Annotated in this window: 15 protein-coding genes; 6 read left to right on the top strand and 9 right to left on the bottom strand. The window is 66.2% G+C overall.

Going from position 1 to position 16,139, the window contains the following annotated elements:
- Positions 1 to 5 precede the first annotated feature (5 nt).
- From ACNI3R_RS12025 to ACNI3R_RS12010, 4 genes are all read right to left on the bottom strand, one after another.
- Entirely contained in the window at positions 6 to 2,984 is a 2,979-nt protein-coding gene (locus ACNI3R_RS12025) for a diguanylate cyclase (protein WP_426183575.1), read from the bottom strand.
- A 205-nt stretch (positions 2,985 to 3,189) separates the two neighbouring features.
- Positions 3,190 to 4,176, bottom strand: coding sequence for a 50S ribosomal protein L11 methyltransferase (locus ACNI3R_RS12020; protein WP_426183573.1), 987 nt, complete (start codon positions 4,174 to 4,176; stop codon positions 3,190 to 3,192).
- Positions 4,166 to 4,879 (bottom strand): SDR family NAD(P)-dependent oxidoreductase, encoded by a 714-nt coding sequence (locus ACNI3R_RS12015; protein ID WP_426183571.1) that lies wholly within the window; start codon positions 4,877 to 4,879, stop codon positions 4,166 to 4,168. Before ACNI3R_RS12015 ends, ACNI3R_RS12020 begins: the two co-directional genes overlap by 11 nt.
- A gap of 89 nt (positions 4,880 to 4,968) precedes the next feature.
- Positions 4,969 to 6,327 carry a methyl-accepting chemotaxis protein gene (locus ACNI3R_RS12010; protein WP_426183569.1) on the bottom strand — a complete coding sequence of 453 codons (1,359 nt, stop codon included), beginning with the start codon at positions 6,325 to 6,327 and terminating at the stop codon, positions 4,969 to 4,971.
- 168 nt (positions 6,328 to 6,495) lie between these two features.
- Between ACNI3R_RS12010 and sdhC the strand changes: the two genes are divergently transcribed.
- Genes sdhC through sdhA form a run of 3 tightly spaced genes read left to right on the top strand, consistent with a single transcriptional unit; the run spans position 6,496 to position 9,082 of the window.
- Positions 6,496 to 6,906 carry a succinate dehydrogenase, cytochrome b556 subunit gene (sdhC, locus tag ACNI3R_RS12005; protein ID WP_426183567.1) on the top strand — a complete coding sequence of 137 codons (411 nt, stop codon included), beginning with the start codon at positions 6,496 to 6,498 and terminating at the stop codon, positions 6,904 to 6,906.
- On the top strand, positions 6,906 to 7,295 hold the full coding sequence (gene sdhD, locus ACNI3R_RS12000; protein WP_426183565.1) for a succinate dehydrogenase, hydrophobic membrane anchor protein: 390 nt from the start codon (positions 6,906 to 6,908) through the stop codon (positions 7,293 to 7,295). The genes sdhC and sdhD overlap by 1 nt, the downstream gene beginning before the upstream one ends.
- A complete protein-coding gene (sdhA, locus tag ACNI3R_RS11995; protein ID WP_426183563.1) occupies positions 7,295 to 9,082 on the top strand; it encodes a succinate dehydrogenase flavoprotein subunit in 1,788 nt (595 codons plus the stop codon). Before sdhD ends, sdhA begins: the two co-directional genes overlap by 1 nt.
- A gap of 75 nt (positions 9,083 to 9,157) precedes the next feature.
- On the opposite strand, the gene ACNI3R_RS11990 is transcribed toward sdhA, so the two are convergent.
- Together ACNI3R_RS11990 and ACNI3R_RS11985 are read right to left on the bottom strand one after the other, a co-directional pair.
- Positions 9,158 to 10,036, bottom strand: a complete 879-nt coding sequence (locus tag ACNI3R_RS11990; protein ID WP_426183561.1) for a class I SAM-dependent methyltransferase — start codon at positions 10,034 to 10,036, stop codon at positions 9,158 to 9,160.
- Between the two features lie 61 nt (positions 10,037 to 10,097).
- Positions 10,098 to 11,000 carry a LysR family transcriptional regulator gene (locus ACNI3R_RS11985; RefSeq protein ID WP_426183559.1) on the bottom strand — a complete coding sequence of 301 codons (903 nt, stop codon included), beginning with the start codon at positions 10,998 to 11,000 and terminating at the stop codon, positions 10,098 to 10,100.
- A 109-nt stretch (positions 11,001 to 11,109) separates the two neighbouring features.
- Between ACNI3R_RS11985 and ACNI3R_RS11980 the strand changes: the two genes are divergently transcribed.
- Complete coding sequence (locus ACNI3R_RS11980) at positions 11,110 to 12,219, top strand: NADH:flavin oxidoreductase/NADH oxidase (protein ID WP_426183557.1); 1,110 nt, start codon at positions 11,110 to 11,112, stop codon at positions 12,217 to 12,219.
- Between the two features lie 80 nt (positions 12,220 to 12,299).
- Complete coding sequence (locus ACNI3R_RS11975) at positions 12,300 to 13,040, top strand: phosphocholine cytidylyltransferase family protein (RefSeq protein WP_426183555.1); 741 nt, start codon at positions 12,300 to 12,302, stop codon at positions 13,038 to 13,040.
- A gap of 34 nt (positions 13,041 to 13,074) precedes the next feature.
- Here ACNI3R_RS11975 and ACNI3R_RS11970 read toward each other — a convergent pair whose 3' ends face one another.
- From ACNI3R_RS11970 to ACNI3R_RS11960, 3 genes are read right to left on the bottom strand one after another with little or no spacing between them, the layout of a single operon-like run.
- Positions 13,075 to 13,623, bottom strand: coding sequence for a GNAT family N-acetyltransferase (locus ACNI3R_RS11970; RefSeq protein WP_426183553.1), 549 nt, complete (start codon positions 13,621 to 13,623; stop codon positions 13,075 to 13,077).
- A gap of 19 nt (positions 13,624 to 13,642) precedes the next feature.
- The gene (locus tag ACNI3R_RS11965) at positions 13,643 to 14,077 is read right to left on the bottom strand and encodes an HIT family protein (protein ID WP_426183551.1); all 435 of its coding nucleotides are present in this window, start codon (positions 14,075 to 14,077) and stop codon (positions 13,643 to 13,645) included.
- Positions 14,078 to 14,090: 13 nt separating this feature from the next.
- A complete protein-coding gene (locus ACNI3R_RS11960; RefSeq protein WP_426183549.1) occupies positions 14,091 to 15,191 on the bottom strand; it encodes a CDP-alcohol phosphatidyltransferase family protein in 1,101 nt (366 codons plus the stop codon).
- 69 nt (positions 15,192 to 15,260) lie between these two features.
- Between ACNI3R_RS11960 and ACNI3R_RS11955 the strand changes: the two genes are divergently transcribed.
- A complete protein-coding gene (locus ACNI3R_RS11955; RefSeq protein WP_426183547.1) occupies positions 15,261 to 16,046 on the top strand; it encodes an NTP transferase domain-containing protein in 786 nt (261 codons plus the stop codon).
- The last annotated feature ends 93 nt before the right edge of the window (positions 16,047 to 16,139 follow it).

Here is a 16,139-nt window from a genome sequence, read left to right as displayed (position 1 = left end):
AGCGCTTAGCCGATGATCTCGTCCTGCCGCACCCGGTCGCGTCCACCGCCCTTGGCTGCGTACAGCGCGGCGTCCGCTTTCATGTAGAGCGAGTAAAAGTCGTCGTCCGCGCCGAAGCCGCTCACGCCGAGGCTGGCGGTGACCGCCACCTCGCTTTCCCTGAACGGCGTCCTCGCTTCGCGGATCGCATTGCGGATACGCTCGGCGCGGGCCGTGGCCTGTTCGACCGTGCTGTTCGGCAGCAGGACGGCAAACTCCTCGCCGCCGATCCGCCCGGCCACGTCGCCCGGCTCCATCTGCCGCAGCAGCAACGCGCCGATCATGCCGAGCACGGCATCGCCGCCGGGATGGCCGAGGCGATCGTTGAGTGCCTTGAACTCGTCGAGGTCGATGACGATCAGGCTGAGCGGCGTCCCCTCGCGTTTGGCGTTGTCCACATAATCCTCGGCCACCGACATGAAGTGGCGGCGGTTGGCGCATCCGGTCAGCGGGTCGGTCATCGCCATGCGCGCCAGGCTCTCGTTCGCCGCGCTCAGGTCCGCCGTCCGTTCGGCGATCTGATGTTCGAGCGCCCTCTGCCGCTTCTGCAGATAGTGGGTGCGCCAGCGCACGATCATCACCAGCAGCGCACCGAGCAGAAGGGCTGCGCCGAGCTTCGCCCACCAGCGCTGATACCAGGTCGGCAAGACGCGGACGGGCAGGGCCAGTTCATGCTCGCTCCACAGGCCGGCGCGGTTCGTGCCGCGGATGCGAAGGACGAAATCGCCCGGCGGCAGATTGGTGTAGATGGCGAGCCGGCGTTCGCCGTCGGTCTCGGTCCATTTCTGATCGAAGCCTTCCAGCCGGTAGGCATAGCGGTTGCGTTCGGGAGCGGAGAAGTCGAGCGCCGCGAACTCGACGGCGATGCTGTTCGCGTCGGGCTGAACCAGGATGGCTTTCTGCTGCCCTCGTGCATTGACCCGCACGATGGGCAGGGGGGCACCGCCCACTCGCAGATCGGTCACGACCAGCGCCGGCTGAAGCGTCCAGGGAGGCAGATTGCCGGGGCGGACGATGGTCATCCCACCCTTGGCGCCGAACAGCGCCTCGCCCTGCGGCGTGGTCGCCCCGGACCCGGCGAAATAGTCGATCAGCGCCGACCCGTCCGCCTGCCGCAGCGAACGGGCGGTAAAATTGCGCGCATCGATCCGCGCGAGGCCATCGTCGGTGCCTGCCCAGATGGTGCCGTCCCCGTCCATCTGCAGCGTATCGACATTGGCATGGGGCAGTCCCTGCGCCACGCCGATCCGGCGGAAGCGGAGCCGACCGGCGGCATCGCGCCCGGTCACCATCGCCAACCCGCCGCCGAAGGTGCCGACCCAGAGCTTCCCTCGGCGGTCGATCAGCAGCGTGACGACGAAGCGCGCAGGCAGTCCGCCCGGATCGGTGGGCGCCGCCATCACATGCTCGATCGCGTGGCTGCGAACGTCGATCCGGTAGAGGCCGTTGCGCGCGCCGACCCACAGCGCCGTGCCAGCGCCGCGCAAAATGGCGTTGATGCCCCCATCGGCGAGGCGCGCCGTTCGATCGCCCCCGAAGGCGACTTGGCCGCTGGTGCCGCTCTTGTCGGGAACGAAGCCGATCAGGCCGCGCTCATCCGTGCCGATCCACAACATATCGCCATCGAAGCGCACCGCGTTGATCGACAGTTCGGGACTTTCGCCGGGCACCTGGACGTGCCGCACGCGCCAGCTGCCGGGATCGATGAAATAGAGACCCCGCCGCGTGCCCACATAGACACGTCCTATCGCGGATTCGGCGAGGCCGAAGACCACGTCGGGCGGCAGCATCTCGTGCGAGCCGGAGCGGCTGGGGCGGATCGCGGCGACGCGGCCCGCGAGCGGATCGATCACGTCGACACCGCCTTCGACATAGCCGAGCCAGATCCGCCCGTTGCGCGCAGCCAGCAGGGCGAAGGCATCTGGTGCGCTCAGGCCCTTGGGGTTTTGCGGCGAACTGACGACGGTGGAAATCAGGCCGGCGGTCTGTGGCCGATAGCTGAGGCCGCCCGTGCTGCCGGCCCAGAGCGAGCCGGCCTTGTCGCGCAGCAGCGCCCAGACGTCATTATGCGCCAGGCTGCCGGGGACGGCGCGGTCGTGGGTGATCATCCGCGTCCGGCCGGTGCCAGTGTCGATCGCGGCGATGCCGGTCCCGCGCAGCGCAGCCCAGACTTCGCCGGGCGCGGAGGAGATGATCGACGATACCCAGCTGGTCCGCAGCACCGGCATGTCGTTCACCCGTCGCGGCGCCGTGCTGCCGGCATCCACCACGAACAGGCCGTGGCGGGCGGTGCCGATCCAGACCCGGCCCTGTTCGTCCTCGAACAATGCGCTGATCGATGGCGTGACGCCGGGCAGGGGGACGGCGACACGGCGGCTCAGGTCGGCAGGGGAGCGCGAGAGCCCCTCGGTCGTACCGATCCACAGCGCTCCGTCGCGCTGCCGCAGCAGCGCCCGGACCGGTTGTTTTTCGATCAGGGCGGAGGGGAAGCGGAAGCCGTTGCGGCCATAGGGGCTGATATGGTGCAGACCGGTATCGGTCGCGACCCACAGCCCCGATCGTCCATCATCGATGATCTCGGCAATATGAACGCGCCCGGACGTGCGCTCCACGCGGACGGGCACGAACCGGTCACGCTGGGGATCATAATAGGAAAGGCCACCTGCGCCGCCGCCGACCCAGAGCCGGCCGCGCGCGTCGACATGAAGCGCCTCGATCCAGTCGTCCTGCAGGCTGCCGGGCCGTTCCGGATCGGCGCGATAGGTGCGGAAACGGTAGCCGTCCCAGCGGGCAAGTCCGCCCTGCGTCCCGATCCAGAGAAAGCCGTTGCGATCCTGGGCCAGCGCGGTCGGCACGGGGTGCGGCAGGCCGTTGTCGCGGCCATAATTGTGGAAGATCGTGGTGACGAGTTGCGACCAGCGCGCGTCCGTCCCTCCGGCTGCCATAGCAGAGGTGACAAAAGCCGTGATCGCGAAGGCCGCCAGAACGGTCTGCCAAGCGAGGGATCGCCACCCCGAAATCCGCCTCAAGCTGTTGCCGCCCCGAAATAATTTCGGAGGCGATCATATCAGATTATCCCTGCCATGACAGAGGAGAAGCGTGGCTTTCGCAATATGCTGTCCCGGAACAGGTCGCGGTCCGACCTTGCCCTTACAGAAAGTGCCGCCGGCGCTTGACGAGTCGTAGTGTCGGCCAATCGCCGCGCTGAATCGTTTCTGCCAGATAGAAGCCTTGCCGCCGATAGGCCTGCGCGACCGCGTCCGCCTGCGTGTCGAGCAACCCCGCCAGAATCAGCGATCCGCCCGGCAACACCGCATTGCCGAAGACCGGCGCCAGTTCGATCAACGGACCGGCAAGGATGTTGGCGATCAGCAGGTCATAGGGCAGGCGCGCTTTCAGGCGCCGATGGGCCAGACCTGCGGCGACGACCAGTTCGACCTGCCCGCGCCCGCGCCCGACCGGGATATCGTTGACGGCAGCGTTCTCGGCGGTGACCTCGATCGATACGGGATCGATGTCGGAAGCGATCACCTTCGCCGCCGGCCACAGCGCCCGGGCCGCGAAGGCCAGAAGCCCGGTTCCGGTGCCGACATCGGCGATGTCGTCGAAGCGGAGGCCCGAGCGACGCAGCCGATCGAGCATCATCAGGCAGCCGGTGGTCGTCTCATGATGGCCGGTGCCGAATGCCCGCCCGGCGTCGATCACGAAGCCGGTCATCCCGTCGGGCGCGCGATCGGCATTATAAGGCGTGTGGACGAAGAAGCGGCCGGCGCGGATCGGCTCGAGTCCGGATTGCGACAGGGTGACCCAGTCTTCCTCGGGAATGTGAGAGACCACCGGCTTCACCTTGCGCGCGCTAGGCACCAGCGCGACGATCTGCGCCAGCAGCGCCTTGCTCGGCTTGGCCTCGACATAGACGTCGAGCTGCCAGTCATCGGGGCGGCAGGGATCGGGTTCGCTCGTCATCACCGTTGGCGGCGGATCGAGCATCAGCAATTCGCCGAGATCCTCGTCGAGGATCTGCCCTTCCTCCTTGGTGCAGGGGAGGGTGATCTTCCAGCTGCCCTGCCGGGGGGCGTCGAACGGAAAGCCGGTGATGCCATCGCCCTTCGGTTCGCTCCTGCGCTTAGCGGACATAGGAAGCTCCATTGATGTCCAGAACCGCGCCGGTCATCGACGGCGGAGCGTCGAGCGCGAGGAATTTGACCGTCTCGGCGATCTCGTCGGGGTGCGCGACGCGGCCGAGCGGAATGTCCGCCAGCAGCTTGTCGCCGCCCCGGCTCGCCAGATAGTCGTCGGCCATCCCCGTCATGGTGAAGCCGGGGCAAACGGCGAAGGCCAGGATATTCTCGATCGCATAGCCGCGAGCGATCGACTTGGTCATGCCGATCATGCCGGCCTTGGATGCGGCATAATGCCAGTGGGCGGGGCTGTCGCCGCGATAGGCGGCGCGGCTCGCGACATTGACGATGCGCCCGCCGCCGTGGCGCCGGAAGTGGAGGATGGCGAGCCGGCAGAGATCGGCCGACGCCTGCAGGTTGATCTGCATCGTCCGCGACCAGGCGTCGGTCCAGGCGGCATCGGGCGCGTCGATCGACACCGCCTCGAAGATGCCGGCATTGTTGATGAGCACGTCGATCCGCCCGTCGAGCGCCTCGAGCGCCTGATCCCAGGCGCGCCTCGGCGCCGTCGGATCGGAAAGGTCGGCGGCGACGCTCGCGTCGCCTTCGGCGGGGCTCGAACGATGCCCGACGATCCTGACATCCTCCCGCCCGAAGCGGTCGAGAATGGCGTTGCCGATACCCCGGCTGGTGCCGGTCGCGAAGATGTGAATGGCCATGCGGCGCGGGATAGGGGGTTTGTGCGCCCGCCTCAAGCGCCGCCGTTCGCCGCCATCGCAGGAGCCGGGCGTGCCGGCTCCCCATCGCGTCAGGCCGCGATGCGGCTCACAAACTCTCCGGTGATCGTTTCGAGACGCGACAATTCGCTGTCGACCCGGCGGAAGCCGGCTTCGAGGTGATCGATCTCGCCCGCCACGCTCTCGGTGTCCGAGCGGATCGCGGAGATGGTGGAGGACATGGAGTCGGCGGCCAGTGCCGTCTCGTCGACGGCTGCCGTGATCATGGTCACGGTCTGTGCCTGCGCTTCCATCGTCGAGCGGATGCGCTCGGCCGATGTCTGGACCTCGCCGACGATGTCGCGGATCGATCCGTTGGCGTCGACTGTCTGGCGGGTGGCCGCCTGGATTGCCGCGATCTTCGCCGCAATGTCGTCCGTCGCCCGCGCCGTCTGGCTGGCGAGGCTTTTCACTTCTTGCGCGACCACCGCGAAGCCGCGTCCCGCGTCGCCCGCGCGGGCCGCCTCGATCGTGGCGTTGAGAGCGAGCAAATTGGTCTGGCCGGCAATGTCGCGGATCAGGCCCAGGATCGATTCGATCGCCTGAGCATGGTCCGAAAGGACTTCGGAGATCGCCACGGCGTGACCCGAGCGTTCGGCGGCGCGGGTCGCGATCTGCGCCGCGACCTCGACTTCGGCGCGGCTCTCCTCGATCGCGCGGATCAGACCGGCTGCGGTGTGCGCCGCTTCGCGCATCGCCAGCGCCGACTGTTCCGCTGCGGCCGCGACTTCGGAGGTCTTGCCCAGCATGCCGCGTGCTGCGCTTGAGGTGTGGCCGGTCTTCTCACGCAGGCCGCGCGAATCGTCGAGCGCGCGGGAGAGTGCTTCGGAGATGTTCGTCCGGAACGCCTGGCTCCTGTCGCTCAGCCCGCGATGTTCGGCGGCGCGGTGCTGCGCACCGACGATGGTGAAGGTGACGTCGAAATAGATCGCATTGAGCGTCATCAAAGCCTGGCAACTGGCACTGACGAAGGCTGCATCGTCCGGATAGGTGCGGATGATAAGGCTGCAGAAGGCGGCGATGCCGGCGGCGGTCTGTTCGGCGATCATGCTATGGTCGCCACCCGCGGCAACGTTGGTCAGCGTGGTCTGGGCAAAGGCGCGGATCTCTTCGACATGAGCGCCGTCGCGCAGCATGTTCCGCCACAGCCGCATGCCTTGATCCATGGTCGATTCACCGGCGCGCGATTCGCCGTGCACAGGATATTCGACCGCCCGGCGCTCGAACCCGCTCACATAGATATCGCGCAGCTTGGCGAGCAGATCGTCGCCGCCGCGGTCCCATATGGCGCGCAACCGGGCGTTCAGATCGCCCGCGCGATCGTAGATTGCCAGCTTGCGCCGAATTTCCTGATCCGTGAGGCCGATCGTCTCCACGTTCAGACCGTTCATCCTGGGCTCCTGCACCGTAACATTTGATTCCGATATGCGGTGAGAAGTACGAGGAGATGGTAAACAGGTCCTTTAGATAGGGCGGATTTCCGAGCCACTTCCCTTCCTTGCACCTTGCACGGCGCGGCGACTCGTCTAAGAACGGCGCCACGACAGCAGGAGGGCTTTATGTCGCGAAATCCAGGGCGTCCGCTTTCGCCGCACCTGACCATCTGGAGATGGGGACCGCACATGCTTGTGTCGATCCTGCATCGTGCCACTGGCGTGGGTTTGGCCGTGGCCGCCGGCATCGGCTTCGTCTGGTGGCTCGTCGCTGCAGCGACCGGTCCCGAAGCTTATGCGACCTTTCTGGCCGTTGCCACGTCCGGCTTCGGCTATCTGTTCGCGATCGGGCTGACCTGGGCGTTCTTCCAGCACATGTTCTCGGGTCTCCGCCATTTCGTGCTCGATATCGGCGCGGGCTATGAACTGAAGATCAACCGCACTGCGGCGCTGGTGACCATGGCCTCTTCGCTGCTCGTCACTCTGGCTATCTGGGCGCCGATCCTGCTGCGCGCCGCCAGCAAGGGAGCTCAATAATGGGTAGCGGTACCGGTATCGGTCGCGTCCGCGGTCTCGGCTCGGCCAAACATGGCGCGATGCACTGGTGGCGCCAGCGCGTTACCGCAGTCAGCAACCTGCTGCTCGCAACCTGGTTCGTCATCTCGATGTTCCGCCTTCCCAGCCTGTCGCACGAGGCGGTGGTGCAGTGGGTTGGCTCGCCGATGGTGGCGGTGCCGCTGGTGCTGCTGACGATTTCGATCTTCTACCACATGCGCCTGGGCCTCCAGGTCGTGGTCGAGGACTATGTGCATGAGGAGGCCGGCAAGGTCTTCTTCCTGCTGCTTCTCAACTTCTATGCGATCGGGGGCGCGGCACTCGCGATCTTCTCGATCCTCAAGATCGCCTTCGCGGGAGTGTCTGCCTGATGTCCGAGGCCTATAAGATCGTCGACCATCTGTACGACGCGGTCGTCGTCGGCGCCGGCGGTTCCGGTCTTCGCGCTACGATGGGCGCGGCCGGTGCCGGTCTGAAGACGGCCTGCATCACCAAGGTCTTCCCGACCCGCAGCCACACCGTCGCGGCGCAGGGCGGCATCGCCGCCTCCCTCGGCAATATGGGGCCGGACCACTGGACCTGGCACATGTACGACACCGTCAAGGGGTCGGACTGGCTGGGGGATCAGGATGCGATCGAATATATGGTGCGCGAAGCGCCGGCAGCAGTGATCGAGCTCGAACATGCCGGTGTTCCGTTCAGCCGCACCGACGAGGGCAAGATCTATCAGCGTCCGTTCGGCGGCCACATGCAGAATATGGGTGCCGGCCCGCCCGTGCAGCGCACCTGTGCTGCGGCCGACCGCACCGGTCACGCCATGCTTCATGCGCTCTATCAGCAGAGCCTGAAGTACGACGCCGACTTCTATATCGAGTATTTCGCGCTCGACCTGATCATGGAAAATGGCGAGTGCAAGGGCGTCATCGCGCTCTGCATGGAAGACGGCTCGATCCACCGCTTCCGCAGCCATGCGGTCGTGCTGGCGACGGGCGGCTCGGGCCGTACCTATTTCTCCGCGACCTCGGCGCACACCTGCACGGGTGACGGCGGCGGCATGGTGCTGCGCGCGGGCCTGCCGCTGCAGGACATGGAGTTCGTCCAGTTCCACCCGACCGGCATCTACGGTGCGGGCGTGCTGATCACCGAAGGCGCGCGCGGCGAGGGCGGTTATCTGACCAACTCGCAGGGTGAGCGCTTCATGGAGCGCTATGCTCCGTCGGCCAAGGATCTCGCCAGCCGCGACGTCGTGTCGCGCTCGATGGCGATGGAGATCCGCGAAGGTCGCGGCGTCGGCAAGAATGGCGACTATATCTACCTCCACCTCGATCACATCGATCCCAAGGTGCTGGCGGAGCGCCTGCCCGGCATCACCGAGACCGGCAAGATCTTCGCCGGCGTCGACCTGACGCGCCAGCCGCTGCCGGTCACGCCGACCGTCCACTACAACATGGGCGGCATTCCCTGTAACTATCATGGCGAAGTCGTCACGCTGAAGGACGGCAACCCGGATGCGGTCGTCCCCGGCCTGTTCGCCGTCGGCGAAGCAGCTTGCGTGTCGGTGCACGGCGCTAACCGCCTCGGCTCCAACTCGCTGATCGATCTCGTCGTTTTCGGCCGCGCGACCGGTTTCCGCCTGGCGGAGCTGATCAAGCCGAACAGCAAGCACGGCACGGTCAACAAGGAAGCCGACGACAAGGCGCTCGGCCGTCTCGATCATTATCGCAACGCCAAGGGCGGCACGCCGACCGCGCAAATCCGCCTGAAGATGCAGCGCACGATGCAGAAGCACTGCGCGGTGTTCCGCGACAGCGAACTGCTGAGCGAGGGCCTGACGCTGATCGACGACGTCTACAAGACGATTGCCGATGTCGGCATCATCGACCGGTCGCTGGTGTTCAACACCGACCTGATCGAGACGCTGGAGCTGGACAACATGCTCCCCCAGGCGGTCGTGACGATGCACTCGGCGGAAAATCGCAAGGAAAGCCGCGGCGCGCATATGCACGAGGACTTCCCGAACCGCGACGACGAGAATTTCATGAAGCACACCATTTCCTGGTTCGACCAGGGCAAGGTGAGCATCGATTACCGTCCGGTGCACGAGTACACGCTCACCGACGAGGTCGAGTATATCAAGCCGAAGGCGCGCGTTTACTGATCGCAGCCGATAGCTTCGGAACAGAAAAGGGGGCCTCGCAGCCCCCTTTTTTGTGTCTCGTCACTGTGATTTGCGTCAGGCCGCCTGGTCGAGCGGTGCCGCTTCGTCGTGCGGAGCGGGAAGGAAATCGTCGATCGACAGCAACGGGTGCGGATAGCGGAATTCGTTGCAGTTCATTGGCAGCACGAAGCCCTCGGCAGCGCCCGGCATGAAATAATTGCCCTGGTACATGTTGGGCTGGGTCACCGGGTCATACTCGTCATAGACCGAGCCGATCGGCGCATAGCTGAGGTCCGTGCCGAACACGGCATAGAGCGCCATGTCGACGAAGTTCATATATTTGGCGGTTCCGCGCAAATGCGTGTCCTGCGCGATGATCGCGTGCAGCTGCTCGCGCGCGAAGGACAGGGCGGCGAGGTCCTTGACCACGATCTCGAAATGATGCGCACCGTCATGGTGGACGACCGTGCGGCGGGGCGCCTCGGCGAGCATCACGTGGCGGACATAGGCCGGCAGGTCGCCGTGGAACAGGCGAATGCGGCCGGCGGCCTCGGGATACATCCGCCGCGCCCGCTCATAAGCGTAGCGCAGATAGCTGGCGCTGAGGTCGACGATGTCGAGCGTGAAGTCGAACCGGTCCATGCAGCCGGCGAGGATCGAGGTCGCGCCGCCCATATAGCAGCCGACTTCTACGACATGGTCGAACTCGCCGTTGAAGTCGCGCAGCGTCTGGACGAGGTCGAAATAATAGCGTGCCGAGCACTGGTCCTCACAGGCGAGCGGCGTGTCGTTCCAGCGCTGCCAGATCTCGTCGAAGATGCGGTTGCGGCTGAGCAGGGTTTCGCCAGCCTGGATCGCGCGGCCCCCGGAGAAGACCGGGCAACCCAGCTTCTCGTTCGGTTCCGCAAGCTCGGCCAGGCTGAAGTCGGGGTCGATGAAGCGCGCTGGGATCATGCTGGGCATCCGATGCTGGGAATATCGGCGTCCGGCTTAGACTTATATGGTTAAGACAAGGCTAACGGGGCTCGGCCGTCGCCCCGCTCAGCGCTTCAATCAGCAGGGAGCGGGCGAAGGCGACGCGCGGCTGGCGCAGCGCGCTGGGCGTCCAGGCAAGGTGGAAGCGGTTCTCCGGCGTCGCGACGGGCGGAGGAATGATCGCCAGCGTGCCACGCGCGACCGAGGCGGCACAGAGATAGTCGGGCATCACCGTCCAGCCCGCACCGTTGCACAACATCATCCGCAGGACGCGCAGATCCGGGGCGGTCACGACGGGCATCGTCGTCGGCAGGGGCAGGTCGTTGGCGCGCAGCCAGGTGCGGACCAGCGGGCGATCGAGATCATAAGCGAGGTGCGGCGTCTCCGCGAGCGCGGCGGCGATGTCGCCGCGATCCGCAATCGCCTGCGCCAGCGCGGGCGAGGCGCAGGCGTGGAGCTTCTCGAACCCCAGCGGCTGGAAGGCGAGCCGGGGATCTTCGGGCTTCGACACGATGAAGGCGAGGTCGGCGCGGCCGTTGAGCAGCATGTCGAACAACAGATCGCGTCCGCCGACATGGAGGCGCAACTCCAGACCCGCACGGAGCAGCCCGTCGAGGCGGGGCGCGACGCTTTCCGCCATATAGTCGGACGGAGCCGCGATGTGGACGACCCCGCCCAGTTCGGCCGAACGCGCGCGCATCGAGGCGAGCGCGGCCTCGGCGCTGTCCAGCGAATTGCCGAGGCTGGCCGCCAGTTCCTCTGCGATCGTCGTCGGCCGTACCCCGCGCGCATGGCGTTCGAACAAGGGTCGGCCCAGCTGGCTCTCGAGCGAGGCGACATGTTGCGAGACGGCTGGCTGGGTCAGGCCCAGCACGCGTGCGGCCTCGCTGATCGAACGGCGGCGATAGACCTCGACGAAGGTGCGGAGCTGCTGAAGCTGCATGGTCTATACATAACATATCTTATGGATGACCCGCGAGATGCTTTGAGGCGTTTATGCGAACCGATGCCTATCTCGGCTCCGTACCGATCATAGAGATCAGGAGATATTCGTGCCCGCTGCCAAGCTCTTCCAGCCGCTCACCGTCGGCGGCCTGACCCTCGCCAACCGCATCGTCATCGCCCCCATGTGCCAATATTCGGCCGAGGACGGCGCGATGACCGACTGGCATATCCAGCATCTGGGCGGGCTTGCCGCGTCGGGCGCGGGCCTGCTGACGATCGAAGCGACGGCGGTCGAGCCCGAAGGGCGGATCAGCTATGCCGATGTCGGCCTGTGGGATGACCGCACCGAAGCGGCGATGGCCCGCGTGCTGGAGGCGGTGCGCCGCCATTCGACGATGCCGATCGCGATCCAGCTGGCCCATGCCGGGCGCAAGGCGTCGACCGACCTGCCCTGGCGCGGTGGTGCGCAGCTGGCGCCGGATCATGAGCATGGCTGGCAGACCGTCGCCCCCTCGGCGCTGCCGTTCGAGGAGTCGGAGAATGCGCCGACCGCGCTCGATCGGGCCGGCCTCGACCGCATCCGCGATGCCTTTGCCGATGCTGCGCGCCGCTCTGCGCGGCTGGGCCTCGACGCGATCCAGATCCACGGCGCGCATGGCTATCTGCTCCACGAATTCCTCTCGCCGCTCTCCAACCGCCGCGAGGATGACTATGGCGGCAGCCTGGAGAACCGGATGCGCTTCCCGCTCGAAGTCTTCGACGCGGTCCGCGCGGCCTTCCCGGCCGATCGCCCGGTCACTGTCCGCCTGTCTGGTACCGACTGGGTCGAGGGCGGCTGGGACATCGAGCAGACGATCGCCTTTTCAAAGGCGCTGGAGGCGCGCGGCGCCGCCGCGATCCACGTCTCGAGCGGCGGCCTCGATCCGCGCCAGGCGATCCCGGTCGGTCCCAATTATCAGGTGCCCTTGGCCCGTGCGGTGCGCGAAGCGGTGTCGATCCCGGTCGTCGCGGTCGGCCTGATCACCGAGTTCGAACAGGCCGAGGCGATTCTGGCGACCGGCGACGCCGATCTGATCGGGCTGGCGCGTACGGTACTCTACGATCCGCGCTGGCCCTGGCACGCCGCCGCGCATTTCGGGGCGCAGGTGAAGGTGCCGCCGCAATATCTGCGCAGCCAGCCGCGCCGCTTCCGCGACCTGCTGGTCGAGGATCGGTAAGCGACAGGCGTCGGGGCAGGGCGATCCTGCCCCGACCGCTTCATCATCCTGCCGCATTTGGTGCCTAGGCACGCACCCCCATGAAGAAAGCCATCATTCTTTCCGCTGGTCAGGGATCGCGCCTGCTGCCGCTGACGGCCGACCAGCCCAAATGCCTGATCGACTTTTCGGGCCGCAGCCTGATCGCCTGGCAGATCGCGTCGCTGGTCGCGAACGGGATCGATCAGATCGTGGTGGTCACGGGCTTCCGCGACGAGAAGCTGGAGGCCGCGCTTGCCGCGCTGGCGCTGCCGGGCGTCACGATCACCACGCGCTTCAACCCCTTCTACAAGGTCGCCGACAATCTCGGCTCCTGCTGGATCGTGCGCGAGGAGATGGACCAGGACTTCATCATCCTCAACGGTGACACCTTGGTCTCGCCCGAGATCGTGGGCCGGCTGATCGCAGGCGCCACCGCGCCGATCACGGTCACGATCGACGTCAAGGACAGCTACGACCTCGACGACATGAAGGTGCAGCGCGATGGCGATCGCCTGCTGCAGATCGGCAAGCGGCTGGAGCCGGCCGAGACCAACGCGGAATCGATCGGCATGCTCGCCTTCAGGGGCGAAGGCCCGGCGATCTTCCGCCGCCAGGTCGAGGCGATGATGCGCACGACCGAAGGCGTGCTCAACTGGTACCTCAAGGCGATCCACGCGCTGGCGCCCTCGGGCGTCGTCGGCACGGTATCGATCGAGGGCCTGCGCTGGGCCGAAGTCGACTTCCCCGAAGACCTGCCGATCGCGCGCGCGCTGACGGAGAGCTGGGCGACCGACCGATAGGTCGGCAGCTTCTCGGGCAGGGCCGCCGCACGCTTCAGGCGCTGAGCGGTCCCGAAGCGAAATCCTGCCGATCGATGGCATAGACCACATGCGCAGCGATGGCGCCGGCCATCGGCACGTCCAGCATGCGATCGGTCAGCCGGGCTCCGATCTTCTCCACCGCCCGGCGCGAGCGGATATTGTCTTTGCCGATGACGAAGATCACCCGCTTGAAGTAGCGGAGTGCATGGCCGACCATGAGCCGTTTGACCGTGAAATTGGTTGGCCCGCCCCATGCCGCGCGTGCAAGGAAGGTCCATCCGATCTCGACTTCGCCTTCGTCGGCCCGTGTCCGATCGAAGCGGGAGGAGCCGATGATCTCGCCGGTCCCGGTCCGCGTGATGGCCAGAGCGCCGCCGCTCCGCAATGCCTGATCGAAGAAGGCCCGGAAGACGGGCTCCTGCCATCGGTCATGCGCCGGATGCGCGGCCCAGATCAGCGGGTCCGACGCTACCGCAAACAGCGCCTGCCAGTCGTCGGGTTGCAAGGGTCGCAGCCTGATGTCGCCATCGGTCAGCGTGGGTTGAAGATCGATCTTCGTCATCTGGACCGAAGCTCCCCCCTCAAACCGGCCACAGCTCCTTGAGCCACAGGCTCAGCGCCTCGACCTGCTCCGCCGTCAGCGTCACGGCCTGGCCGAGCACCGGCTGTCCCGGCCAGCCGGCGTCGGTGACCGACACGCCGGCCCATTCGCGTTCGCCCTCATAGCGGGGGATGACGTGGAAATGGACGTGGGGGTCGACCATCATCAGCATCAGATAGTTGATCTTCTCGAACGCCAGAGCGCCACGCAGCGCATGTTCGAGGTCGCGGGTCACGGCCGCCAGCTCGGCATGGGCCTTGGCCGGCAGGTCCCCGAAGGCGGTCGCGTCGGATTTCGCCGCCACCACCAGCGATCCCAGCGTCGGCTGGGCGGGGCGCAGCAGCACCACCCAGTGGCGATAGTCGTGGATCAGCGTCGCGGGGAAGCCGAACTTCTCGATCGTCGCGTTCGTCATCTCCGCCCCGTCCTCAGACCTGCAACCAGCTGCGGATCTTGATGCCCTTCTTGCGGCGGCGCAACGCCTGCACCAGCCGCACCGCGTGGAAGACGCAGCTGAGCACCGTCCACACCGCCACCGCGATCAGGCCGATATCGGGGCGCTTGAAGATCATGGCGACGAACAGGATCACCATGTTCGGATTGCGCCGCGCTGTGATCAGACGGAAATCGCTGTCGATCTTTTCCCACACATGGATGTGCATGCCGGCGAAGCGCTGGATGAAGGCGCCCTCGATCAGCCGCTGGACGACATAGCCGGCGACGATCGCGATCATCACCAGCGCGAATTCCAGATGGGTGAAGGCCAGCCCCCAGCTCGCCAGCCCCACACCCCAGGCCCACCACCAGAAGGGCGGATGGACCAGGTCTATGCCATGGTCGAAGATGTCGCCCCATTTGCTCGACGTGATCGTGCAGCGGGCGAGCTTCCCGTCGACCGTGTCGAGCACCATGAAGATGAGGCCCAGCCCCATGCCGGTCCAGTACTGGCCATGCCAGAAATAATAGGTCGCCGCGACGCACAGGATCGCGCCGATCGTCGTCACCATATTGGGCGACATGCGGATCCGCGCGGCGATCCGCGTCAGCACCAGCGCCCATTCGGGCCACAGATATTTGGTGAGGACGTCGGTCACGCCCTTATAGGCACCGAAATAGGTCGCCCGCTCGATCCGCTTCACGCTGTCGCGCGTCAGCTTTTCGATCACCGGCTCTTCGCGCTTGCGCAAGACGACGTTGTAGAAGACGCGGTGATCCTCGGCGCGGACCTCCTCCAGCCCCTCGGGAAAGCCATCGCCATCGCCGCCGCTGTCGCCGCCGGGCACATGGGCGATCACCTGCTCCCCGTTCAGGGTCAGCACCTGGCCGGGGCGGTCGGCCATGAACTTCAGCCAGGCCGGCTCGAACACATGGCTGGCCGCGACGAGCAGAACCGGGCCACCCTCCCGGTTCCGGGTCGAGAGCTTCTGCGACCGGGCGATGCGCCGCAGCCGCTCCTCGCTGGTCATTCCCCAGATGCGTGTCGGATTCGTCCCGATCGAGCGGACGCTAAGCGGCGCGTTGCTGGTCATGTCTTCCATAAATTGCAATGAATAGGTCTGTTCCTTGCCCATCGCATCGGTGGCTGGCAAGGCGAGAACATGACCAAAATGTTATATACTGTAATCCTACTTGCAGGGCAGCGGCCCGGTGTCGACCCCCTGGCCGAACATTTCGACGAAGCGTTCAAGGCGCTCATCGAAATTGCCGGGCAGCCGATGCTCGCCTGGGTCGCGAGCGTGCTGGTGGCGCGCGCCGATGTCGGCCGGGTGGTGATCGTCGCGCAGAATGCCGACGCGCTGCTCGACCATCCGGGGACGCGCTGGCTGCGCGACGAGGCTAAGGTGGTGACCCGCGACGCAGGCGGCTCGATCGCCGAGGCGATCGCCGACACGCTGGGCGCTATGCCGCGCGGCTACCCCTTCCTGGTCACCACCGCCGACAATGTTCTGCTGACCGACGCGATTCTCGACCGCTTCCTGGTGGGCGCGGCGGGCAGCGATATGGCCGTCGGCCTGGTCGAGCGCCGCACGCTGGAAGCCGCCTATCCCGGCAACCGCCGCACCTGGCTCCCCTTTCGCGGGGGCGCCTATTCGGGCACCAATTTGTTCTGGCTGGGCAGCCCCAAGGCGCTGGAGATCGTCGCGGTGTGGCGGCATGTCGAGCAGCAACGCAAAAAGGCCCGCGCCATCCTGAACGCCTTCGGCCCCGGCCTCGCCCTCCTGATCGCGCTGCGCATCCTGACCCTGGGTCAGGCGATCACTCGCGTCGGCAAGCGTTTCGGGTTGCGGGCGACAGCTGTGCTGCTGCCGCAGGCGGAGGCGTGCATCGATGTGGACAAGGTTTCCGACCACGCGATGGCGGAGGGGATTTTAAGGGGGCGGTGAGGGGGGTATGCGAACAAAAAAAGAACGAAAAGGGGGGTGGCCCCGTGTTGATCCGGGAGCTCTTCCAAGCTAGTTTGGTCGTATGCGCTATAC

Source organism: Rhizorhabdus antheiae, from assembly GCF_049889055.1.
In the GTDB taxonomy this organism is placed as follows: domain Bacteria; phylum Pseudomonadota; class Alphaproteobacteria; order Sphingomonadales; family Sphingomonadaceae; genus Rhizorhabdus.
This window is presented reverse-complemented; position numbering and strand designations above follow the sequence as displayed.